Origin of the sequence: Shewanella sp. S23-S33 (assembly GCF_043359565.1) — a bacterium.
Classification (GTDB): domain Bacteria; phylum Pseudomonadota; class Gammaproteobacteria; order Enterobacterales; family Shewanellaceae; genus Shewanella; species Shewanella oncorhynchi.
Window position 1 is genome coordinate 64,681 of record NZ_JBHFFD010000075.1, and the last position, 23,896, is coordinate 88,576.

Genomic DNA, 23,896 nt, shown 5'->3' on the forward strand with positions numbered 1-23,896 from the left:
GGGCTGAAGTTGATTCAAATTTAACAGCTCATTTCTGAATCGACACGCGCTGTATTGGCCCTTTTTGGGCACAATTAGACAATACTGGAGCTATTTTTATTATGCAGAAGTCCCCCTTCCACCTGCTGTTTATCGTAATTACGATAATTATGATAATACGGTAATTACAAACGGTAATGCGGCGAACGGAAGGTCTGATTAAGAAATATGACATAGGCATAGATGGCTTTTAATCAGCAGAGCCGGTGTTTTTTGGGCGTGGAGGCTCTCCAGGACGGTTAAGCAATTCCCACAAGAGTCGGAACGCATAAAAATGATCCCGTAATGTCGTTGTACTCAATCCTTGATGCCTAGTGTAATACCGGTGAATATGAGCTCTTCCAATTTGCGATGGTGCGTTGACTCCTTTTTCATTGGCGGCAATATCGTTTAGAGCCGCAATTAGCCTTTTTACCATAGCCCGCCGAGCCGTCTTCCCTCCATGCCGCACATAAACATGGCTTCTTTCTCTTACCCATTTTTCCATCAATTACCCCAAATAACTATTTGTCACATCGATGCGACCGTGACCCAATTCCAAAGCCACTTCAGATCTGATTTCTTTGTCCAGCATTTTGGCGTGAGCTACTGATACTCCAAGTTCTTTGGCTAAATATTCATAGTGCTCTCGCCCATGTTTAACACCTGCTTTTACCGGGCAATCAGCACGCATCAAAGTTTTGTAGCGCGTTTGAGCGTAGTGGTGCCGTTCGCCGTGGAAGTTCACCGGATGGCGGCCGATCTCCCGGTAGGCTTCTTGCCGGAACTCACGATAATTCTTCTCGGCGGGGATCATGCTGCGGCCATCCTGTATGGCGGCGGCTCGCTGGAGTGCCGTAATTTGAGCATCACTGGTGATCGGAACAGTGCGCGCCCGGCCCCCCTTGGTGCCATCTTTTATGCTCACGGAGCCAGTTTTCTCGGCCTCTCTTAGTACTCTGGCTGCATCCAGCTTGGCCGATTCCTCGAACCGCAGACCGAAATTACGCTGTAGTTCCAGCAAAGCCCCAAGGCGCTCGGAGGCTGCCTCCATTGCGACATTATGGGAAGCTTTCGAAACACTTCGGTCGCCAGTGGCGATACCTGACCGCTTTGGAAGTCCCCCCTCGGAGACAGGATCTACGCGTACCTGTCGGTCGCCGCGCGCAATCTCCATCACCCGGTTCACTGCGCTCAGGTAGTTCTGCGCCGTGGATGGCGCAATTTCTCCCCGCTCGTAGCGATCATTAAGGTGCGCCGCATAAGCGACCAAATGAGCCTTTTCTATATTCCGCATGTCCTTTATGCCCTGTTCGGACTTAATCCAAGCGCTAAAAACGCTCCATCGGTCATGAATAGTGGCTATGGACTGAAAACTCTTCATCCCCTCCTTGAGAGCGTTCAGGGCAGCCTTGTTTATATCTCGACTACGAAGGCCAAAATTCTGTGAATCCGGATTAGTCCGCTCTGAACGCATTGTTCCCCCTAACTCTGTTAATCAAAATTGCTACTTTGTTGGCCCGTCCGTATCCGGTGGTAAGTGAAACGCAGTTTTTTAATTAGCTCTGCATGCTAAGGCCAACGTTGGGATCTTGCCCAAACACAGGACAGTTAAACCCGATGTCCACGGTCATTAATTACGAACTGTACTGCTATGGAGCGAACTGCTCATTCCATTGGCTGGTCTGTTCCGACGGAACAGACTGCCAGCAGATCCGGCTGGTACTGTCGTGTCATTCTTTGGAAAGGAAAGCGCGAAGCGCGCCAACCGCCGAAGGCGGTATAATTCGCGCACATTCGTGCGCGGTGCGAAAGCCTAGAGCCCTTGAGGCTCAAGGCTTCCGTCGGGGGCTCTACCCCCGTCTCTGTTTACGCCTACGGCGACAGAGACGGGGTGGAGCATCGAGCAAGTTGGGTATTCCAACACTCGTCCTGATGTTGAGGGTGGTCCTCTTTGGTTTGGCTGCTCGGAATCGAGTACCAAGGACACGACATTGCTTTGAGCAAAATCGCGGTATGGAAGCCTGTTAACTTGTGCAATACACAAGCACAGGCAGCAGCATAACGCTGCAAGCATAATGATGATAAACATCTGATTTTCCTCCGGGGAGATTGTTATAGACGGAGGAATGCCCATAGGGGGCAGTCCCCCTGAGGGTTAAGAAATGAAGGCAATCGCCTTAGTTTTGCAGAATGCTGTTTGAAGGCCAGCTACCAAAAACACTTTATATATTAATCAAACAGATAGAGGCGTCAAGTACATCGTAAAGTTGCTTTTGGGTTGCTTTTCAGTGCTTGTCTTTGGGGTGCGGTTTGTTCGTTGGGCTCGAATTTAACTCAACGGTCGCTTTTAGGTGGCTTTTCGGTAATGCTTAGAGCGATGACCAAATATTTAGCATCAATAGATTGCTTTTCGATGGGGTTTTAGTAGGTATATCAGATGTCAGTAAACTTTGAATTAGATGAATTGGAAAGTAGAGCAAAAATAATTGTTGAAGATTTCAGCGGTATTTTTTCTCCATACGACGCTTTTTATATACATTCGATAATTTATTCAGCTAGCCGATGTTTGGAAGCTTTTGAACACTACGAATTTGCAAAGGAAAAACAGGCTGATTCAGACTACTTAATTAGTTTGGTACAAGAGGCAATAGGGCATGCGGCGGCTTTATCTCGATACTTCTGGCCGGTTTGGTATCCGGGCAAGCTAAACAAAACCCATCCCTATCAAGCAGCTCTGAGAAAAAAACGAGGCGAAAAGTTAATATCTGCTTTTGGTATGGAAGAAGACTCACCTATTCATAACAGGGATCTGCGGAACGCCTGGGAACATTTTGATGAAAACTTAGACGACTACCTTCTGAAAAATGATGCTGGACATTTTTTTCCTGACTCAGCAATTGGCAATCATACTCTTGCTGACGAACCGGCCTATCACTTGTTTAAACTTCTGGACCCAGAAGCAGAATGCCTTGTCCTAATGGGGAAAAAGTACTTTTTTGGTCCAATAAAATCTGAGGTCGCAAGAATTTATGATAGGGCCAATTACCTACAGCAAAATGGATATAACTTGAAACCGTTATAGACCCCTGAGCTATAGAGCAATCATAAAGCTGGCTTACCAAACCAGCTTTATGATTATTATGTCCTATAAAAGCTCTGACAAGATTATAGAACTGCCATCTCTTAGCTCAATTAAATTATCTGGTTCAGAACAAAACCACGCATAAGTTCCCCACGCGAGTTCTGACATTGCTTTTTTGAATGGAGCGGCTGAACGATCTTGAAATGCAGTTACAAAAGCAAGATTCTGGGCAGAGAAGCCAGCTTCAATAGCTATCTCAGTTAGCTTCTGTTTACGCATAGAGTTAATTGGACCATCTGAAGCAACAATTTCAATAAAAACAAATAACATGTCACTACCGTCAGTCTTGGTCCCAAGATCAACTAAAATAACGTCAGGTAACGTTTTTGAAGGGTCAATTTTGAGCTTTAACCTACTCGCAAGATCAATACCAACCTTTTCCCCTGACTGAGACAACCATAATACGGCTGGCGTCTTTAAAAACTTCCGAGCGAATTGTTCGATCACCGCCTTACCTATTACGCCTGACGGACCAGACTCAAGCATTACTAACCCAGAATTAGGTAATGTCGCGGTTATCTGATCTGATGCTGCGGCAGTGGCATGCGCACCAAGTAATCGAATTCGACTTAAAGCGGCAGCATTAAGGTGAGAGTTCTGCCAGCTACGAATTAAAGCCTCTAAATCATCCCCAATTAAATCTACATTGAACAGAGCTGCAAATGCTTTTGACATTGCGTATTTAGGAAGAGGAGTTGTCACAGGCAAACCAGTGCGTTCAATAACGGCACCAAGGGCTATAAACCCATATCGAATAGTTTCATCTCTGACAGGTTCTCGAGAATTTGGAGCATACCAGGTCGTAACAGGCCTATCTTTCTTACTAGATAGCGCCTGCTTAACCCAAGACTGACGCTCCTCGTCCGTCAAGAGAGCAGCCTGGACATCAGACATGTCGGTTACTTGGCTTGGCCGAATCCAACGATCAGCACCCTCGACAGCTCCTGCGTAGAACATAACATAGAGAGTTCTTGCAGCCATTTCTCGGATGACATAATTACGATTTTCTGTCCCTTCAGGGAATATTAGAGGTAAGCGTTCAGCAATCACCTCCAGACTTGGTACATGTGGCCAGCTCAAGTTTGCTCTCTCCATACAATCCTGCGATACACTTCTCGATGGAGAGTCTATCAGAACCTGCTGCAATGATCTTCTCCAGCTTTTTCATATCATCCAAGCTCGGTAAAGGCACGGCCATAAGCTCATAAGCAGAAACAGCTACACTACCGCTTATGCAACGGTATATACGGTCAAAGACCTGAGAATTAAGTAATCCGTTGATAGTTTCTACGCTCAATTCCCGTATAAGTGTATCTGCGTAAACGATATTTAAATGATTTTCTACAACGACACCACCATATCGATCAATAAAGTCTTGTGGTATGACAGCACCGAGAACTCTTCGATTTTGTTCTTTAGATGTGGTTCGCTGCACCAAAACACATGAATCAGTAGTTACAAGATGTCGCTGGTTTTTTTCAATTTGAATATAAGGCACATGGTTTCTCTTCACCGAAGAGAATTTAAAGCCATTTGAAGTTACCGATTCAGCCCAAACAAGAGGTAGTGTCCCTTTTGTTTTTTCAGTACGTAACTGGCTTTTATGTCTATTCCAAACAAGTTTCCCAGTCGAAACAACGTAGCCCAGATCAGGGAGACGGGTCTTCATCTTCTTGAGTCGATTTAACAATGCAGCGTCTTCAGCTACTCTAGGGATTAGCCACGGACCATCACCTTTAATAATTGATACCTTTCCAATAGGCTCTACTCTTGCTTCGTTAAGCCCCTCCGGTACTAACAATGAAACCTTTGCTGGTGTTTTTCTTGCTGACTTTTTGAATGTTGCAAGAAGAGTTTCTTGTAAAACATCGTCAAAAACACCCTCTCTATTTGATATAAAATCAAAAGCTCGTGGCGCAGATTCATCAATTAACAGCTCACGTAATGCCTTGAAATATTGCCCACCCAAAAATGATGTAGGTGTTAAGTAAGCTATTACCCCTTCAGGCTTGGCGAGTCTTAAAGCGAGGTCGGTGAAAAGACCATATAAATTGGCATGACCAAACAGTGAGCGACTAAACTTCTCTCTAACTTCTGTATCAAGAGAAACTTTACCGTATGGAGGATTGCCTATTACAAGATCAAAATCTACAGGTGACTGGTACGTTAGAGCGTCACAAATACTGATAACGCTTTTTGCAAGCCGCCTTCTGGCAATAATGCAATGTTCTATTAATACACACTCTAATAAGACATGCGTCATCCAGGCAGCAAATGGATCTATCTCAACCCCCTTGAGCCTCTTGCCAATTTGCGCAAGCTTCCATTCACTTGAAGCATGTTTGGAACGTTGGAGCATTCGCATAGCGACTGGCGCAAGGAAAGCACCTCCGCCGCATGCAGGATCAATTACCGACGCGGTACTGAAATCAACGCCTGCTTCTTCAGCCAAATCAAGAAGCCTAGATACCAAAGGTGGCGGAGTGTAATAAGCTCCTAAATCAGATCGATAAGCAGTAGGCAACATGGCTGTATATATTGATCCTATAAGATAGCCCGCATCAATATCAGGGAATTGTGCGATCACTTTACCGGTATTTTTAGCAACATCCTCTGCATCGAGAGTAATTTCGGCCAATTCAGAATCAGTTGGGATTGAAAAAATTTTAAGCTTGCTATTGTGCCTAGCGTTAATTTCGTCCCAATAAGATTTTATTAAAGCTGCGCAATAAGACCTGGCGATTTTAAGTCGATACTGGTCATCTATGACAGAGTTAGCATAACCACGAGCCATACCTTTACAGGCCTCATAACGAACAAGAGGCTCTGCTGACTCACTTAAAAGATCCTGAAAGTGGAAAGCGTTCATATACTTGCCCCCTCACGGTCAGGTTTTATGACCCCGACACTGTTATAAATTGTTGTTCTAGATACACCAAATCGTTTAGCTACATCGGAAACGGGTATGCTTGGATCTTTTAGTAATACCTTAATCTCTCGAATATCCTTTGGTGCGAGCTTCGGCTTTCTGCCACCTTTACGTCCCCGAGCCCTAGCAGCATCGAGTCCAGCTTTAGTCCGTTCACTAATTAAATTACGCTCAAACTCAGCTAAAGCTGCAAATACATGAAAAATCAACTTTCCAGAAGCACTATTGGTTTCAATCTGCTCTTGTAAGCTCAGGAATCCAACTCCCCGTTCATCAATCAAATTAGTCACGACTTTAACCAAATCACCCAGGCTGCGACCGAGTCTATCGAGCCTCCAAACAACTAACGTATCACCTGGCCTGAGAGCCTTTAGACAGTTATCTAGTTCTGGCCGGGCAGTACTTTTACCGCTGGCTTTGTCCTCATAAATGATTTCACAACCGGCAGCAACCAACGCATCCCGCTGGAGATGCAGGTTCTGGTCATCAGTTGATACTCTGGCATAGCCGATTATTTGATTCATGCACGTTTTATTTACATAGTTTTTTATACGAGTATTTTAACAGATTATTGATTAAAAAACCAATCCATAGGTAAGTGTTCTAACTGTTCAATAAACGGTGGTTTTCTGGACAAAAAAAAGTCCGCATCCAATTTGGGTTGCGGACTTTTTGCACTTAATTATTGATAGATTAGATGGATATCGTTGAGGTGAAAATCAAAAGCATTAAGAGTATGGGTAAAACCCACCATGTTCAGCGATATCCTGAATAATCAAACTGGATATCTCGCTGCCACTAGATGCTAACTCTCGAAGGTACGGTATAGCCTCAACACCTTTATCGACGGCCAAAATGAACGCTGCTGATTCTCTTAGTTCCATACTGTCGCAGCCATTCCTGATTATTCTAATTAGATACTGTGATGCACTACCTACACAGTTAATTACAGCTTCGACCGATTGCCCGATAGCTCCCCTCTGTATTCCGTTGTCATCGATCATGGACAGTAACTTACGTATGTCACCTTCATCAAACGAATTAAACAAGTCAGCGGCATAACATCTAATCTCTGACTTTATCTCTTCGCCACTGTATGAAATATCGCCATGCCAAGGGATATGGGCTAGAAGATAAATGAGTAATCTAGGAATTTTGGCAATACTTCTTATTTTGAAAGCTCTAACCAACTCATCCCAGGTTTGGTATGTATTAGGAAATCGCCTAAATAACGTTGTTAAACCAAGCCAAGCCTCGTCATCATTACTGCTTCTAACAAGTCTTAAACTGTCTTCCAGAGAAATATTTGGCCCTCTCCCAGTAACCAAGGGCTTAAAGTAAGAAATGAACTTCTCTTCATCAAAGTGATTGGCACGACTCAAATCGAAACTAATGGAGCTAGCGTGAACGTTACTCTTCAGAAATTTCTTAATATCTGTCCAATAAGCCGTGTCGAGAGATGGTATGTAAACAACAGCAAAAAGGGGGACCTTATAATTTGTCCAGTAATCCCTATGAGTTCCTATCCTAAATGAACAGGAGTTTTTAGAACTATCATAGTAAGAGTCACCAGACTTGATCTGCAAAGCAAAAAGGTGGTTTTCTGGCTGACCATTTGAGTTTATCAACTCGCAAATCGCATCTATCCCAAGATCATTTTCCTGCTCAATCTTTTGAAACAAGCAGCCAACTCCCTCGATAACTCCTCTTACGTAGTTAATACCTTTCTTAGAGGTTACTAACGATTTTGCATAGGTTGGCATATTGGTTCCTCAATACCTTGAACACTGACGCAGAACGCATTTTTTAATATAATATGTTCTGGCAGTACAAAGTAACCGTACTTAGGTGAATAACCGAAATTACCCCAAATGCACGCCAATTTAATTATAGTTAATTGATAATTAATGTTTTTTCACTTTCTGTATCGGAAAATAATTAACCTTAATATTATTTCCATATAAATCAGCCCATACAATATGGGCTGATTTTTTATCTACAACCGAATATTTCCACTCATCGGCTAACTCATGATTCGACGTGGCGGTAATGATCTTGCATTTGATAGGATCTTGCATAAAGCGCGAATATCAATGCCGCCAAGATGGCAAAACCTGCGAAGAAAAACATCTGAAATGCGGTAATACTGATCCCCGTCTGGGCAATTTGTTCGGTCACAGCCGGACTTTTCACACTGACGTTCGCCAGTAACACCCATAAGTTACCGACAGTCACAGATAAGGTCCAAAAACTCATGATAGTGCCTTTCATAGCTTTAGGCGCTTGGCTGTAGGCAAACTCTAGTCCAGTGGCAGAGACTAATACTTCACCAAAGGTGAGCAAAGCATAGGGCACAATCTGCCAAAATATTGATAATGCCGAGCCGCCATCCATCACCAATTGAATGCTACCAACGACTATCCAACTCACGCCCGTGATGGCAATCCCTGCCCCCATTTTACGCAAAGCAGTTAACTTTATACCCATACGCTCAATCGCCGGATATAACACAAAGTTATTAAATGGGATAAGTAACATAACTAATAATGGGTTTAAAGCTTGCATCATGGCGGGTTCAAACCATTCAGGTTTAGACATGTCATTGGCTTGCAGTATCCAAGTGGACGCTTTCTGATCGAACAAAGACCAAAAAGGAGTCACTAACGCAAATAATATTAAGATCCGTAGTACTGAGCGTACCCCATCAACGGCGATATCCGGATGGATCCCCCTAGCCCGTTCGAGTTGCAATGAAGCCCCTGCGCCAACAAATCCCATCACTAGCACTAACGCACAACACAAACCAGCAACGATACCTAAGGTTGGAATATTCACTAAAGCATACGCTGCAGAAATTATCCCAACTAAAGCTAACACTAAACCTATGTTGGCTTGACCAGCGATTTTAGTGAGCAATGCGGTACGAATAACGGGTAAAAAACCATGGGGATTTTTCGGCTCGGGTGGCATATGCACATAACGTTTGCGACCTAACCAGAAGAACACAGTTGCAATAAACATTAAGACACCAGGGATCCCAAATGCGACCGCAGCACCATAATATTTCAATAGTAATGGCATCGATAACGAGGCAAAGAAGGAGCCAAAGTTAATCGTAAAATAAAACAGATCAAACGCTTTCTGCGCCAATGTTTTATTGGTTTGATCAAATTGATCTCCCATAAAGGAAGAAACCAAGGGCTTAATCCCACCCGATCCGAGCGCAATTAAAAATAATCCCGTATAAAACCCTTGAATACTGTGTTCAAAAATAGCGAGAAACGCATGACCAACACAGTAAATCAAGCTTAACCATAAGATAGTATTGTATTTACCGAAAAAACGATCGGCAATCCAACCACCGAGTAACGGGAAAAAATACACTCCAATGACAAAGGAATGGAACACATCCTTAGCCATAGTTCCGCGCAGTTCTTCTGGAATAGACAACAAAAGTGCTGTCATCAAGAATGGGGTAAGAATATTCCGCATACCGTAAAAGCTAAAACGTTCACAAGCTTCACTGGCTATGATGTAAGGAATTTGCCGTGGCCACTGGGGCGCATTTACGGGTGTTGTCATGGATCATCCTATTATAATTATTTGATTTTAAATGAAATTAACTTTTTAAATATATTAATTATGTATCAAGAAGCTAAAGGTAACATGTAAGCGAAACCAACCTTATATAAAGGATGCAAAAACTGCAAAAATCACGTATTGCTTCTGTGGTCCTATCCACATTTCCTTTATGATGAACATAATAATAGCCATTCAGCTATCTATTTAATTGAAATTAGTTTTAAAAACAACAACACACTGAGAAATCATAATGGCAAAGATTGAAGTAATCGTTGGTACAACATTGGGCAGTGCAGAGTATGTTGCCGACGAAATGATGGCCCAATTAACGGAGCAAGGACATCAAGTTCAAGTTCATTTAACCCCAACATTGTGCGAAATAGACACCCATGCACAGTGGATTATCGTGTCATCAACTCATGGAGCTGGTGATCTTCCAGATAATATTCAGCCTTTTTTCAACGAAATTACCGAGCAAAAACCGGATCTCAGCCAAGTAAACTTTGCCTTATGTGCAATTGGTGACTCAAGTTACGATACCTTTTGCCAAGGCCCAGAAAAATTAATTTCGGCCATTCAAGACTGCGATGCAAAAGCCTTTGTGGATAAGATCCAGATCGATGTACAGCTTGATCCTGTGCCGGAAGACCCAGCCCTTGCATGGTTAGCACAATGGCAACAGGATATTTAAGATCGCTTATTGGATAAGGTCCCGATCTATGTACAGTTTAGATCCTATTTATCCACAATTTACTTATTTAAAGTATAAACATGTGGATAAGCTATTATTTAGATCTGATCAACCTCTGTACTATTCACAGTCCGATCTGCTTAATGATCCGCCTTGTGGATAAGTAGGCGATCTATCCCCATGTTTAATGACATTAGATCGCGATCAGATCACAGGATCAAGATCGCGCTAATTAATGATTTATATAATGAATTTGGGTTATGCACAGAAAAATGCGATCCTAATAGTAAACATAATAAGAAGATCTATATAAAGATCTTAAGATCTATTAGTCCGGATCATCTCGATCTAACAGCGTAAAATGATCATTCACCTAAGACGAAGCAAATGCTAAAATGCTCGGCTCGTACTGAGTCTCTTAGCAATTGAAGGTAGTGGCATGCATTTTCATGAACGGTTTGATGTTATTGTTGTTGGTGGTGGTCATGCCGGAACTGAAGCCGCGTTGGCAGCAGCAAGAATGGGATCAAAAACATTATTACTAACGCACAATATCGATACGTTAGGACAAATGTCATGTAATCCAGCGATCGGTGGTATAGGCAAAGGCCATTTAGTGAAAGAAATTGACGCCTTAGGTGGTGCAATGGCAATCGCAACCGATTATGCAGGGATCCAATTTAGAACCTTAAATTCAAGTAAAGGCCCAGCAGTACGAGCAACACGTGCACAAGCTGACCGTGCACTGTATCGTCAAAAAATCCAAAATATATTACAAAACCAACCTAACTTACGTATTTTCCAACAAGCCGTAGATGACTTAATTGTTGAAAATCATCAAGTAGTTGGTGTAGTTACCCAAATGGGTTTAGCTTTTGAATCTCCAGCTGTTGTATTAACAACAGGTACATTCTTAAGCGGCAAAATTCATATAGGCTTAGAAAACTACAGCGGTGGCCGTGCAGGCGATCCACCAGCGATTGCTTTAGCAAATCGATTACGTGAATTACCGATCCGAGTCGGCCGTTTAAAAACAGGTACACCGCCACGCATCGATGCAAACACGATCGATTTTTCTCAAATGGCTGAACAGAAAGGCGATTCTCCGTTACCTGTCATGTCATTTATGGGGGATGTCAGTCATCATCCAAAACAGATTTCTTGCTGGATCACTCACACCAATGAAAAAACCCATGAAATTATTCGTGGTGGTTTAGACAGAAGCCCTATGTATTCAGGCGTCATCGAAGGTATTGGTCCACGTTATTGCCCATCGATTGAAGACAAGATCCACCGCTTTGCGGATAAATCTTCGCATCAGATCTTCATCGAACCAGAAGGTTTAAATACCAATGAGATCTATCCTAACGGGATCTCTACTAGCTTACCTTTCGATGTACAGTTGAATTTAGTACGTTCGATCAAAGGCATGGAAAACGCAGAAATCATGCGTCCAGGTTATGCGATCGAATACGATTATTTCGATCCAAGAGATCTGAAAAACTCATTAGAAACCAAAGCAATCAACGGTTTATTCTTCGCTGGACAAATAAACGGTACTACAGGTTATGAAGAAGCCGGTGCTCAAGGTTTGTTAGCAGGCATGAATGCCTCGCTGCAAGTGCAAGGCAAAGAAGCCTGGTGTCCACGCCGTGACGAAGCGTATCTTGGAGTACTAGTTGACGATTTATCGACTCTGGGTACCAAAGAACCGTACCGTATGTTTACTAGCCGTGCCGAATACCGTTTGCTACTCCGTGAAGATAACGCTGATATTCGCTTAACGGCAAAAGGTCGCGAATTAGGTTTAGTTGACGACACTCGCTGGGCGGCATTTAGTGAGAAGTTAGAATCGATCGAACTTGAGTTACAACGTTTGCGCGCTCAATGGGTACATCCAAATTCACCTTTGATCCATGCGTTAAACCCACATTTGAATACGCCGATCTCTCGCGAAGCATCATTTGAAGAATTACTGCGTCGTCCAGAAATGGATTACAGCAAGTTGATGCAGATCGAAGGTTTTGGTCCAGGGCTTGAAGATCCACAGGCGGCTGAGCAAGTTCAGATTCAAGTTAAGTATTCTGGTTATATTCAACGTCAGCAGGAAGAGATCAACAAAGCTGTGCGTAATGAGAACACTGGTTTACCTTTGACGCTCGATTACAAAGAAGTACCGGGCTTATCGAACGAGGTGATTGCTAAGTTAAATAACCATAAACCAGAAACCATAGGCCAAGCCTCACGGATCTCTGGTATTACGCCTGCGGCTATTTCAATTTTGTTGGTTCACCTCAAAAAGCGTGGCTTATTACGTAAGAGTGCGTAAAAGCTAGCTTAATCGCTGCTTAGGTCATAGAAGGGAAGCATTCAGGCTTCCCTTCATCGTTTTCGGGCTTCATAATAGCCTTCGCGTTCATAATCGTATCTTTGTTGAGGTTGCTCAGTGTTATCTGCCCAGTTAGAGGCTTATTTAGCCGAAATTAATTTGCCCGCAACCGCCGAGCAAAAAAAACAACTAATTGATTTTGTTGGCATGCTCAACAAATGGAATAAAGCCTATAACCTGACATCGGTGAGAGATCCTGAAGCTATGCTGATCCGTCATATCATGGACAGTTTAGTGGTTTCAAAACACCTGCAAGGTAAACGTTTTATCGATGTAGGCACTGGACCGGGTTTACCAGGGATCCCATTAGCCATTATGAATCCCGATAAACAATTTGTGTTATTGGACAGCTTAGGTAAACGTATTCGTTTTCAAAAACAAGTGTCCTTTGAATTAGGCATACATAACATCAGCTCAGTTGAAAGCCGCGTAGAAGCTTATCAACCGGAGGATAAATTCGACGGCGTATTAAGTCGTGCATTTGCCTCAATCCAAGATATGCTGACTTGGTGCCATCATCTCCCCGCCGAACATGGACAGTTTTATGCACTTAAAGGCCAGTTGAATGATGAAGAGATGCAACATATTCCCAGTGGATTTGTGGTGAAAGAAGTTATCGAGCTTAAGGTGCCTAAACTCGATGAAAAAAGACATTTATTGAAGATAATCAAAGAATAACAGGCTTAAAAGTGATAAATAAATCATTTATAAGCAAGGGCAATAAACCAGCATTTACATACAGGGTGATATTGTGGGTAAAGTGATTGCCGTGGCTAACCAGAAAGGTGGCGTAGGAAAAACAACTACTTGCGTTAACCTCGCCGCTTCGTTAGCAGCAACAAAACGTAAAGTATTATTGATCGATCTCGATCCTCAAGGTAATGCCACCATGGGGAGCGGTGTCGATAAGTATGACGTAGCTAATACAGCCTATGAATTATTGGTTGAAGAAAAATCCTTCGACGAGATCGTCATTAAAAACACTGCGGGTAAGTATGATCTGATCGCCAGTAATGGCGATGTCACTGCGGCAGAAATCAAATTGATGGAGTTTTTTGCCCGTGAGATCCGTTTGCGTAACGCGCTCGCACCGATCAAAAATCAATATGATTATATCTTTATCGACTGCCCTCCTTCATTGAACATGTTAACTGTGAACGCTATGTCAGCGGCTGACTCTGTACTCGTGCCTATGCAGTGTGAATATTATGCCCTTGAAGGCTTAACTGCGCTGATTGATACCATCACTAAGCTTGCTGCTATGGTTAATCCTGGACTTGGCATCGAAGGCATTTTACGTACTATGTATGATCCGCGTAATCGTTTGTCTAATGATGTGTCCGATCAGCTAAAACAACATTTTGGTGACAAAGTCTATCGTACCGTTATCCCACGTAATGTGAGGCTAGCAGAAGCACCAAGTTTTGGAGCGCCTGCTATGTATTACGATAAATCGAGTGCTGGCGCTAAGGCGTATCTAGCGCTTGCGGGTGAAATGATCCGTCGTTCAGAACAACAAACTCAGGCTAAGCAAGCGTAAAGGATCACCATGACGTTGAAAAAAAGAGGATTAGGCAAAGGGTTAGATGCCCTACTGAGTAACAGTCATGCCGCCAGTAAAAAGCACACTGACGAAGCTGATGTTGTCGATAAAAAAGAAGAGCTTATCCATCTCGATTTAGACTTATTACAGCCAGGTAAGTATCAACCTCGTAAAGACATGTCCCCCGAAGCGTTGGAAGAACTGGCACACTCTATCCGCAACCAAGGCATTATTCAGCCTATCGTTGTGAGACAAGTGACGAATAACATGTATGAGATCATTGCGGGTGAACGTCGTTGGCGTGCTGCGCAACTTGCTGGCTTGAATAAAATCCCCTGCATAGTAAAGCAAGTACCTGATGAAGCCGCTGTTGCTATTGCTTTGATTGAAAACATCCAGCGTGAAGACTTAAATGCCATGGAAGAAGCCATTGCATTGCAACGTTTAATGCAAGAGTTTGAACTGACTCACCAACAGGTTGCCGATGTTGTGGGAAAATCCAGAGCGAGTGTATCTAACTTGTTACGTTTAAACGGCTTAAATGAGCCGGTTAAGCGTCTACTCGAGTATGGCGACATTGATATGGGTCATGCTCGCGCTTTGTTGGCAATTGAGGGAGAAGAACAAACAAATCTTGCGAGATTAGTGGCCGCTAAGGAATTAACCGTTCGCGAAACTGAACGATTAATTAATCAAACCTTAAATCCGCCTAAACAAGCCGAAACTACGACTAAAGATCAAGATGTTTGTCGTTTAGAGCAGCAGTTAATTGAAAGATTAGGTGCCAAGGTTTCGATCGCTCATAGCAGTAAGGGCACGGGTAAAATTGTAATTAACTATCAGAATCTGGCTGAATTAGACGGAATTCTTAGTAAAATTCATTAATGTCTGTAGATTAACAGTTTTTAATGTAAATTTGTGACAGATGCTAATCTTACATTTTAACTCGTTTGGCGCGAGATCACGTTAAAAGTGTTGTTTTTCCTTATCTCAAAGTTGCAATGAAGGCGTGAAAAGGTATACTTTCGCAAGCTTTTTGTGCATCGACATAAATACGGGTATTTGTCATCCGGTCATCGAAACAAAAAGTATGAATGCGGAGAGGATGAATTGAGTAAGGTTTTAGCGCGTCGTGGCCGGTGGTCAGCCTATAAATTGGTGATGATGCAGGCGGCGGTCGCTGGGGGTGCTTCAATTCTCTTTTTCGCCGTGTGGGGAGTTCAGTTTGGCTATTCTGCATTAGCAGGTGGTTCAATCGCTGTGCTCCCTAATTTTGTATTCGCAACCCTCGCTTTCTCCCACACGGGAGCAAGTTCAGCTGCAAAAGTCATAAAGACTTTTTACTGGGGGGAAGCGGTAAAGTTGCTGTTAACCATCGCAATGTTTTCGTTTGTGTTTATCAATCTTAAGGTCGCTTTTATGCCGCTTTTTGTTTGTTATGTGCTGACGCTAATCGTGCATTGGACAGCTCCTTTATACTTCAAGCAAAGTTAAGTGGGATGAATCATGGCTGCAACTGGTGAAGCGTTAACACCGCAGGGCTATATCCAACATCACCTTACCAACTTAAGTGTTGGTGAAGGCTTTTGGACATGGCACATTGATTCGTTGTTCTTTTCGGTTGGTCTTGGTGTTCTGTTTCTGTGGATTTTCCGCAGCGTTGGTAAAAAAGCGACTTCCGGTGTTCCTGGCAAACTGCAATGTTTTGTTGAGATTATCGTCGAGTTCGTAAATAACAGCGTGAAAGAAAGTTTTCATGGTCGCAATGCTCTGATCGCGCCTTTAGCTCTGACCATTTTTGTATGGGTATTCATGATGAACTTCATGGATATGATCCCTGTAGATTGGCTGCCTCACGCAGCAAGTTTAATGGGTATTCCCTATCTAAAAGCGGTTCCGACGACTGACGTTAACATTACTTTTAGCTTAGCTATTGGTGTGTTCGTGCTGATTATTTTTTACAGCATTAAGGTCAAAGGTGTGTCTGGGTTTGTTAAAGAATTGACACTACAGCCCTTTAACCATAAGGCAATGATACCCGTCAACCTCCTATTAGAGACTGTTACTTTGATTGCTAAGCCAATTTCATTGGCATTGCGACTCTTTGGTAACTTGTACGCAGGTGAGTTGATCTTCATCCTTATTGCGCTGATGTATGGTACCAACTTGTTATTATCTACCCTAGGTGTGACTCTGCAACTGGGCTGGTTAATATTCCACATTTTGGTTATCACGCTGCAGGCGTTTATCTTCATGATGTTGACCATTGTTTATTTAAGCATGGCGCATGAAGATCATTAAGGATTGCTGAAGAAATTTTAAACTAAATCATCAACTAATATAGATTTAGATACTGGAGATACAGATGGAAACGATTTTAGGCATGACAGCTATCGCTGTTGCTCTGCTGATTGGTATGGGTGCTCTTGGTACTGCAATCGGTTTCGGCTTATTAGGCGGTAAGTTCTTGGAAGGCGCTGCGCGTCAACCAGAAATGGCTCCTATGCTACAAGTTAAAATGTTCATCGTAGCGGGTCTTCTTGACGCCGTAACTATGATCGGTGTTGGTATCGCATTATTTATGCTATTTACCAACCCACTGGGTGCAATGCTGTAAAAAACGCTTCTGTCTTAACTCTAAATAGGAGGCTGTTGTGAATTTCAACGCTACCCTAATCGGTCAGACGGTCGCCTTTATCATCTTCGTGTGGTTTTGCATGAAGTTTGTATGGCCCCCTTTGATGAATGCCATCGAAGAGCGCCAAAAAAGGATTGCTGACGGTCTAGCTGATGCTGATCGTGCGGTAAAAGACCTGGAGTTGGCACAAGCGAAAGCGACTGACCAACTAAAAGAAGCCAAGGTAACGGCTAATGAAATTATTGAGCAAGCTAACAAGCGTAAAGCTCAAATAGTTGAAGAAGCCAAAACCGAAGCAGACGCTGAGCGTGCTAAAATCATCGCTCAGGGTAAAGCAGAAATTGAAGCTGAACGTAATCGCGTCAAAGAGGATCTGCGTAAGCAGGTTGCTACTCTTGCCATCATGGGTGCTGAGAAGATCCTTGAGCGTTCTATTGATCCAGCCGCCCACAGTGACATAGTTAATAAACTAGTCGCTGAAATTTGATAAGGGAGTTGAGTTATGGCTGAATTAACCACCATCGCTCGCCCTTACGCAAAGGCAGCTTTTGACTTTGCTATTGAACAAGATGCAGTGGATTCTTGGGCTGAAATGCTCACGTTTGCCGCATTGGTGAGTGAAAACGAAACCATGCAACCACTGTTAGCTGGCTCTTTAGCCAGCACTAAGCTCGCAGCACTCTTTATTAGTGTGTGTGGTGAGCAAGTCAATGTGCAAGGTCAGAACCTGATAAAGGTAATGGCTGAAAACGGTCGCTTAAAGGTGCTACCTGCTGTATCTCAGTTATTTACTGAATACCGTAATGAGTGGGCAAAAGAAGTAGAAGCCGATGTGGTTTCTGCAACTGAGCTGAGCTCTGAACAACAACAGCAGATTAGTATTTCTTTAGAGAAACGTCTCGCACGCAAAGTTAAGCTGAATTGTAGCACTGACGCCGCGCTCATCGCCGGTGTAATCATTAAGACAGGAGACCTAGTCATCGATGGCTCGGTCCGCGGTAAGTTATCGCGTCTGTCTGATAAGCTGCAGTCGTAATTGGGAGTTTGAGCATGCAACTGAATTCCACTGAAATCAGCGATCTGATTAAGCAGCGGATCGAGCAGTTCGAAGTCGTTAGCGAATCTCGTAACGAAGGTACTATCGTTGCGGTAAGTGACGGCATCATCCGCATCCACGGCCTAGCCGACGTGATGCAAGGTGAGATGATCGAACTGCCTGGTAACCGTTTTGCAATCGCGTTGAACCTTGAACGTGATTCTGTCGGTGCCGTAGTAATGGGTCCTTATGCTGATTTAGCAGAAGGCGTAAAAGTGAAAACGACTGGCCGTATTCTGGAAGTTCCAGTTGGCCGCGGTCTTCTTGGCCGCGTTGTTAACACTCTAGGTGAGCCAATTGACGGTAAAGGACCTATCGATAACGATGGTTTCTCGCCAATTGAAGTTATCGCACCAGGTGTTATTGAACGTCAGTCTGTTGATCAACCAGTTCAAACTGGTTACAAAGCCGTTGATGCCATGATCCCTATCGGTCGTGGTCAACGTGAATTGATCATTGGCGACCGTCAAACTGGTAAAACAGCAATGGCGATCGACGCAATCATCAACCAGAAAAATTCTGGCATTAAATGTGTGTACGTCGCGATTGGCCAAAAGGCTTCTACTATCGCTAACGTAGTACGCAAGCTAGAAGAACACGGTGCGTTAGCTAACACTATCGTTGTTGTTGCAACTGCTTCTGAAGCCGCTGCTCTACAATACTTAGCGCCATATTCTGGTTGTTCTATGGGTGAATACTTCCGTGACCGCGGTGAAGATTCTTTGATCGTATACGATGATTTGTCTAAGCAAGCAGTTGCTTATCGTCAAATTTCGTTACTGCTCAAGCGTCCACCAGGCCGTGAAGCTTACCCAGGTGACGTATTCTATCTACACTCACGTTTATTAGAGCGTGCATCACGCGTTAACGCGATTTATGTAGAAAAGTTCACTAAAGGTGCAGTAACTGGCAAAACTGGTTCTTTAACCGCGCTGCCGATTATTGAAACGCAAGCGGGTGACGTTTCTGCATTCGTACCGACCAACGTAATTTCTATTACCGATGGTCAGATCTTCCTTGAGACCGATCTGTTTAACTCTGGCCTACGTCCAGCGGTTAACCCAGGTATTTCTGTTTCTCGTGTTGGTGGTGCGGCTCAGACTAAGATCATCAAGAAACTGTCTGGTGGTATTCGTACCGCACTAGCACAGTATCGTGAGCTTGCTGCGTTCTCGCAATTTGCATCTGATCTTGACGATGCAACACGTGCTCAGCTTGAGCATGGTGTGCGTGTTACCGAACTGATGAAGCAAAAGCAATATGCTCCTATGAGCGTAGCCGCTCAAGCTGTGTCTATTTTCTCAGCTGAAAAAGGTTACCTGAAGAGTGTTGAGCTGAATAAGGTCGGTAATTTCGAAGCCGCTCTGCTCTCGTTCATGAACAGCGAGCATGCTCCTTTAATGAAGCTTATCAATGATACTGGCGATTATAGCGCTGATATCGAAGCTGAATTAAAAGCTGGCCTCGACAAGTTCGTAGCAACCCAAACCTGGTAACAATGATAGAGGTGTCTTAAGACACCTCAGGTCCAGATTGGAGAGTAGAGATGGCCGGCGCTAAAGAGATTAAAACCAAGATCGCGAGTGTGAAAAACACTCAGAAGATCACGTCCGCCATGGAAATGGTGGCAGCCAGCAAAATGCGCAGAGCGCAGGAACGCATGGCTGCGAGCCGTCCATATGCGGAAAGCATGCGTAAGGTGATCGGTCACGTCGCGCAAGGTTCTCTCGAGTATAAACACCCCTATTTGGAGGTGAGAGAGGCTAAGCGGGTTGGTTACATTGTTGTAGCAACCGACCGTGGCCTTTGTGGTGGTCTGAACGTTAACCTTTTCAAAAAGGTTATTGCAGACGTGAAAAGCTGGAAAGCCCAAGGTGCAGAATTTGAATTTTGCCCTATCGGTGCACGTAGTGTGCAGTTTTTCAAAAACTTCGGTGGACAAGTGTCTGCTCACGCTTCAGGTTTAGGCGATGCTCCAAAGCTCGCTGACTTGATCGGGACAGTCGGTGTCATGCTAGAAGCTTACAACGAAGGCAAGCTGGATCGTCTGTACGTGGTATTTAACAAATTTGTGAATACTATGACGCAGACTCCTGTGATCGAGCAGCTGCTACCTTTGCCTAAATCAGAAGATGATGAAACTGCTCATCGTTGGGATTATATCTACGAGCCAGATCCAAAAGCACTTTTGGATACTTTATTGGTCCGTTATGTAGAATCTCAGGTTTACCAAGGTGTTGTTGAAAACATTGCCTCTGAACAAGCTGCCCGTATGGTGGCAATGAAGTCGGCAACAGACAACGCGGGTGAGCTTATCAACGACTTGCAACTGGTCTATAACAAGGCCCGTCAGGCTGCGATTACGCAGGAACTGTCGGAAATTGTTTCTGGTGCCTCTGCGGTTTAGGTTAGGTAACGAATACAAGTTTTAGAGGATTAATCATGAGCACAGGTACTGTTGTCCAAGTGATTGGCGCGGTTGTGGACGTAGAGTTCCCACAAGATGCCGTACCTCAAGTATATGACGCTCTGAAAATCGTAGGTGAAGGCCCGTGTAATGGTTTGGTGCTGGAAGTTCAGCAACAGCTAGGTGGTGGTGTAGTTCGTACCATCGCTATGGGTTCTTCTGACGGTCTGCGTCGTGGTCTTGAAGTAGTAAACTCAGGTTCACCTATTACTGTTCCTGTTGGTACCGCCACTCTTGGCCGTATCATGAACGTATTAGGCGAGCCTATTGATGAAGCGGGTCCAATCGGTGAAGAAGAGCGTTATGTTATTCACCGTACAGCTCCTTCATACGAAGATCAATCAAGCTCTACTGAACTGTTAGAGACTGGCATCAAGGTTATCGACCTTGTTTGTCCATTCGCTAAGGGCGGTAAAGTCGGTTTGTTCGGTGGTGCGGGTGTTGGTAAGACAGTTAACATGATGGAACTGATTAACAACATCGCTAAAGCCCACTCGGGTCTTTCTGTATTCGCCGGTGTAGGTGAACGTACTCGTGAAGGTAACGACTTCTACTACGAGATGAAAGATTCTGGCGTTCTCGACAAAGTGGCCATGGTTTATGGTCAGATGAACGAGCCTCCAGGTAACCGTTTGCGTGTTGCACTGTCTGGTCTGACTATGGCAGAGAAGTTCCGTGACGAAGGTCGTGACGTACTGTTGTTCGTTGACAACATCTACCGTTATACCTTAGCCGGTACTGAAGTATCTGCACTGTTAGGTCGTATGCCTTCTGCGGTAGGTTATCAACCAACATTGGCTGAAGAGATGGGCGTTCTGCAAGAGCGTATCACTTCAACTAAGACGGGTTCTATTACTTCTGTACAAGCGGTATACGTACCTGCGGATGACTTAACCGATCCGTCACCAGCAACAACCTTCGCTCACTTAGATGCGACTGTTGTACTGTCACGTCAAATTGCTTCTCTGGGTATTTACCCAGCGGTTGACCCATTGGATTCGACTTCACGTCAATTAGATCCATTGGTTGTTGGCCAAGAGCATTATGACGTTGCTAACGGCGTGCAAACTGTACTGCAACGTTACAAAGAGCTGAAAGACATTATTGCGATTCTGGGTATGGATGAATTGTCTGATGAAGACAAGACTGTCGTATTCCGTGCTCGTAAGATTGAGCGTTTCTTATCTCAGCCTTTCTTCGTAGCAGAAGTCTTTACTGGATCTCCTGGTAAGTACGTTTCTCTGAAAGACACTATCCGTGGCTTTAAGGGTATTTTGAACGGTGAGTTTGATCACCTGCCAGAACAAGCGTTCTACATGGTTGGCTCAATCGATGAAGTCATCGAGAAAGCGAACAAAAAGAAATAACTAAGTATTCATACTTAGTTTTTTAAGGAGAACGGGATGGCAGCCATGACAGTACATCTTGATATTGTAAGCGCAGAGAGCAAAATCTTCTCTGGTCGTGTAGCTTCGCTGCAAGTGACTGGTTCTGAAGGTGAGTTGGGCATAATGCATGGCCACGCTCCTTTGCTTAGTTATATCAAACCTGGCATGGCGCGCATCGTCAAGCAAGACGGCAGTGAAGAAGTGTTTTACCTTTCAGGTGGTATTCTGGAAGTGCAGCCTTCTTCTGTCTCCGTATTGGCTGATGTGGTTATGCGTGCCAAAGATATTGATGAGCAAGCGGCATTAGAAGCTAAGCGTCGTGCAGAAGCCCATATGGCAACTGCTGGAGCTGACTTCAATTATGACGCGGCTATGGTTGAGTTAGCTAAGGCTATGGCTCAATTACGTGTTGTTGAAACCATCAAGAAAAACATTGCCAGATAAGGTTATTGTTTGTGAAAAAAGGCGACCCTATGGTCGCCTTTTTTGTGTCTAAAAATGGGATAGATTGGCATTCTTGCATGTCTTTGATTGATGAGTGTCGCTATCTACTTCGCTTTTCGATGTGCTTTCCGTTAAAATTACGCCACAAAATCGACCGTAATTTTTCACCCTCTTGGGTATTTGTTCAAGGATATGGTAATGGCATTAAATGTAGTGATCTTAGCGGCTGGCAAGGGAACACGGATGCGCTCTGATCTTCCTAAGGTATTACATCCCATCGCCCATAAGAGCATGGTGCAACATGTCATCGATACCGCTCATAAAGTGGGCAGCGATGCGATTCAGTTAGTCTACGGTTATGGTGCTGACAAGCTACAAGCCAGCTTAGGTGAGCAACAACTCAACTGGGTATTGCAAGCTGAGCAATTAGGCACGGGACATGCGGTTGCGCAAGCGAGCCCGCATATTGCCGATAGCGATACAGTGCTTATTCTTTACGGCGATGTGCCGTTGATCCAAACATCGACTCTCGAAGCATTACTCGCCGCTCGTCCTGAAAATGGCGTGGCCATCTTAACGGTGAATTTAGCCAATCCTATGGGTTATGGCCGTATTGTCCGTGAGCAAGGAAAAGTCATTGGAATTATTGAGCAAAAAGATGCGACAGCAGAACAGTTGCTGATCAACGAAATTAACACTGGCATCATGGCGGTTCCGGGTAAACAACTTAAAACTTGGTTGAGCCGTTTATCGAACAATAATGCCCAAGGCGAATATTATCTAACGGATATTATTGCTATGGCGCACGCTGATGGCGTTGCTATTGATACTGCTCAGCCACAATCGGCCATTGAAGTGGAAGGCGCCAATAATCGCATGCAATTAGCGCAACTTGAACGTGCTTACCAAGCTCGTGAAGCCGAAAAACTCATGTTGGCGGGAGCGAACCTTCGCGACCCAAGCCGTATCGATATCCGTGGTGAAGTCACTGTTGGTATGGATGTGATGATCGATATTAATGTGATATTCGAAGGCAAAGTGACCTTGGGTAATAATGTCACTATTGGCGCAGGCGCGATTTTAATTGATTGCGAGATTGCCGATGATGCTGAGATCAAGCCTTACTCTATTATCGAAGGTGCTACGCTTGGCGTTGCTGCCAGTGCTGGCCCATTTGCCCGTTTACGTCCGGGAGCAGAACTTAAGCAAGATGCACATATAGGCAACTTTGTTGAAGTGAAAAAAGCGGTGATTGGTGTGGGATCCAAAGCTGGACACTTAGCCTATTTAGGCGATGCCATCATTGGTGATGGCGTCAACATTGGTGCTGGTACTATTACCTGCAACTATGATGGCGCGAATAAGCATCTTACTGTTATCGAAGATAACGTCTTTGTCGGCTCTGACACTCAGTTGGTGGCTCCAGTGACCATAGGTAAAGGGGCAACTTTAGGGGCCGGTTCAACGATTACCCGTGATGTAGGTGAGAATGAGTTAGTGATCACTCGTGTTAAACAAAAACACCTCACAGGTTGGCAACGTCCAGTGAAAATTAAAAAGTAAGTT

At 44.1% G+C, this 23,896-nt stretch carries 22 protein-coding genes; 16 read left to right on the plus strand and 6 right to left on the minus strand.

Annotation, left to right across the window (positions count from 1 at the left end):
• Positions 1-529: 529 nt before the first annotated feature.
• Complete coding sequence (locus tag ACHA99_RS21440) at positions 530-1,402, minus strand: integrase domain-containing protein (protein ID WP_393944863.1); 873 nt, start codon at positions 1,400-1,402, stop codon at positions 530-532.
• Positions 1,403-2,458: 1,056 nt separating this feature from the next.
• Here ACHA99_RS21440 and ACHA99_RS21445 point away from each other — a divergent pair.
• On the plus strand, positions 2,459-3,103 hold the full coding sequence (locus ACHA99_RS21445) for a hypothetical protein (RefSeq protein WP_173248478.1): 645 nt from the start codon (positions 2,459-2,461) through the stop codon (positions 3,101-3,103).
• A gap of 63 nt (positions 3,104-3,166) precedes the next feature.
• Here the strand turns inward: ACHA99_RS21445 and ACHA99_RS21450 are convergent, their stop codons facing one another.
• From ACHA99_RS21450 to ACHA99_RS21470, 5 genes are all read right to left on the minus strand, one after another.
• Positions 3,167-4,243: a BsuBI/PstI family type II restriction endonuclease gene (locus ACHA99_RS21450; protein ID WP_002015199.1), complete on the minus strand. Its 1,077-nt coding sequence runs from the start codon at positions 4,241-4,243 to the stop codon at positions 3,167-3,169.
• Complete coding sequence (locus ACHA99_RS21455; RefSeq protein WP_393944866.1) at positions 4,203-6,032, minus strand: class I SAM-dependent DNA methyltransferase; 1,830 nt, start codon at positions 6,030-6,032, stop codon at positions 4,203-4,205. Before ACHA99_RS21455 ends, ACHA99_RS21450 begins: the two co-directional genes overlap by 41 nt.
• Positions 6,029-6,616, minus strand: coding sequence for a recombinase family protein (locus ACHA99_RS21460; RefSeq protein WP_393944868.1), 588 nt, complete (start codon positions 6,614-6,616; stop codon positions 6,029-6,031). The genes ACHA99_RS21455 and ACHA99_RS21460 overlap by 4 nt, the downstream gene beginning before the upstream one ends.
• A gap of 204 nt (positions 6,617-6,820) precedes the next feature.
• Complete coding sequence (locus ACHA99_RS21465; protein WP_259562017.1) at positions 6,821-7,855, minus strand: DUF4365 domain-containing protein; 1,035 nt, start codon at positions 7,853-7,855, stop codon at positions 6,821-6,823.
• A 265-nt stretch (positions 7,856-8,120) separates the two neighbouring features.
• Positions 8,121-9,674 carry an oligopeptide:H+ symporter gene (locus ACHA99_RS21470; protein WP_263174234.1) on the minus strand — a complete coding sequence of 518 codons (1,554 nt, stop codon included), beginning with the start codon at positions 9,672-9,674 and terminating at the stop codon, positions 8,121-8,123.
• Between the two features lie 250 nt (positions 9,675-9,924).
• Here ACHA99_RS21470 and mioC point away from each other — a divergent pair, with 250 nt between their 5' ends.
• From mioC to glmU, 15 genes are all read left to right on the plus strand, one after another.
• On the plus strand, positions 9,925-10,365 hold the full coding sequence (mioC, locus tag ACHA99_RS21475; RefSeq protein ID WP_393944871.1) for an FMN-binding protein MioC: 441 nt from the start codon (positions 9,925-9,927) through the stop codon (positions 10,363-10,365).
• A 439-nt stretch (positions 10,366-10,804) separates the two neighbouring features.
• Positions 10,805-12,694, plus strand: coding sequence for a tRNA uridine-5-carboxymethylaminomethyl(34) synthesis enzyme MnmG (mnmG, locus tag ACHA99_RS21480; RefSeq protein WP_113941417.1), 1,890 nt, complete (start codon positions 10,805-10,807; stop codon positions 12,692-12,694).
• A gap of 117 nt (positions 12,695-12,811) precedes the next feature.
• Complete coding sequence (gene rsmG, locus ACHA99_RS21485) at positions 12,812-13,432, plus strand: 16S rRNA (guanine(527)-N(7))-methyltransferase RsmG (protein WP_393944872.1); 621 nt, start codon at positions 12,812-12,814, stop codon at positions 13,430-13,432.
• A 73-nt stretch (positions 13,433-13,505) separates the two neighbouring features.
• Entirely contained in the window at positions 13,506-14,294 is a 789-nt protein-coding gene (locus ACHA99_RS21490) for a ParA family protein (protein ID WP_393944875.1), read from the plus strand.
• A gap of 9 nt (positions 14,295-14,303) precedes the next feature.
• Positions 14,304-15,182 (plus strand): ParB/RepB/Spo0J family partition protein, encoded by an 879-nt coding sequence (locus ACHA99_RS21495; protein ID WP_131524523.1) that lies wholly within the window; start codon positions 14,304-14,306, stop codon positions 15,180-15,182.
• Positions 15,183-15,407: 225 nt separating this feature from the next.
• Positions 15,408-15,791, plus strand: a complete 384-nt coding sequence (locus ACHA99_RS21500) for an ATP synthase subunit I (protein ID WP_105250794.1) — start codon at positions 15,408-15,410, stop codon at positions 15,789-15,791.
• 12 nt (positions 15,792-15,803) lie between these two features.
• Positions 15,804-16,598 carry a F0F1 ATP synthase subunit A gene (atpB, locus tag ACHA99_RS21505; RefSeq protein ID WP_105250793.1) on the plus strand — a complete coding sequence of 265 codons (795 nt, stop codon included), beginning with the start codon at positions 15,804-15,806 and terminating at the stop codon, positions 16,596-16,598.
• Between the two features lie 64 nt (positions 16,599-16,662).
• Positions 16,663-16,914, plus strand: coding sequence for a F0F1 ATP synthase subunit C (atpE, locus tag ACHA99_RS21510; RefSeq protein WP_006083840.1), 252 nt, complete (start codon positions 16,663-16,665; stop codon positions 16,912-16,914).
• Between the two features lie 37 nt (positions 16,915-16,951).
• Positions 16,952-17,422, plus strand: a complete 471-nt coding sequence (gene atpF / locus ACHA99_RS21515; RefSeq protein WP_006083841.1) for a F0F1 ATP synthase subunit B — start codon at positions 16,952-16,954, stop codon at positions 17,420-17,422.
• 15 nt (positions 17,423-17,437) lie between these two features.
• A complete protein-coding gene (gene atpH / locus ACHA99_RS21520) occupies positions 17,438-17,971 on the plus strand; it encodes a F0F1 ATP synthase subunit delta (protein ID WP_006083842.1) in 534 nt (177 codons plus the stop codon).
• A gap of 14 nt (positions 17,972-17,985) precedes the next feature.
• Positions 17,986-19,527, plus strand: coding sequence for a F0F1 ATP synthase subunit alpha (atpA, locus tag ACHA99_RS21525; RefSeq protein ID WP_168827626.1), 1,542 nt, complete (start codon positions 17,986-17,988; stop codon positions 19,525-19,527).
• 50 nt (positions 19,528-19,577) lie between these two features.
• Positions 19,578-20,438 carry a F0F1 ATP synthase subunit gamma gene (gene atpG / locus ACHA99_RS21530; RefSeq protein WP_006084762.1) on the plus strand — a complete coding sequence of 287 codons (861 nt, stop codon included), beginning with the start codon at positions 19,578-19,580 and terminating at the stop codon, positions 20,436-20,438.
• Positions 20,439-20,473: 35 nt separating this feature from the next.
• Positions 20,474-21,865: a F0F1 ATP synthase subunit beta gene (atpD, locus tag ACHA99_RS21535; RefSeq protein WP_105250791.1), complete on the plus strand. Its 1,392-nt coding sequence runs from the start codon at positions 20,474-20,476 to the stop codon at positions 21,863-21,865.
• Positions 21,866-21,901: 36 nt separating this feature from the next.
• The gene (locus ACHA99_RS21540; protein ID WP_105250790.1) at positions 21,902-22,330 is read left to right on the plus strand and encodes a F0F1 ATP synthase subunit epsilon; all 429 of its coding nucleotides are present in this window, start codon (positions 21,902-21,904) and stop codon (positions 22,328-22,330) included.
• 198 nt (positions 22,331-22,528) lie between these two features.
• Entirely contained in the window at positions 22,529-23,893 is a 1,365-nt protein-coding gene (glmU, locus tag ACHA99_RS21545; RefSeq protein WP_393944880.1) for a bifunctional UDP-N-acetylglucosamine diphosphorylase/glucosamine-1-phosphate N-acetyltransferase GlmU, read from the plus strand.
• The last annotated feature ends 3 nt before the right edge of the window (positions 23,894-23,896 follow it).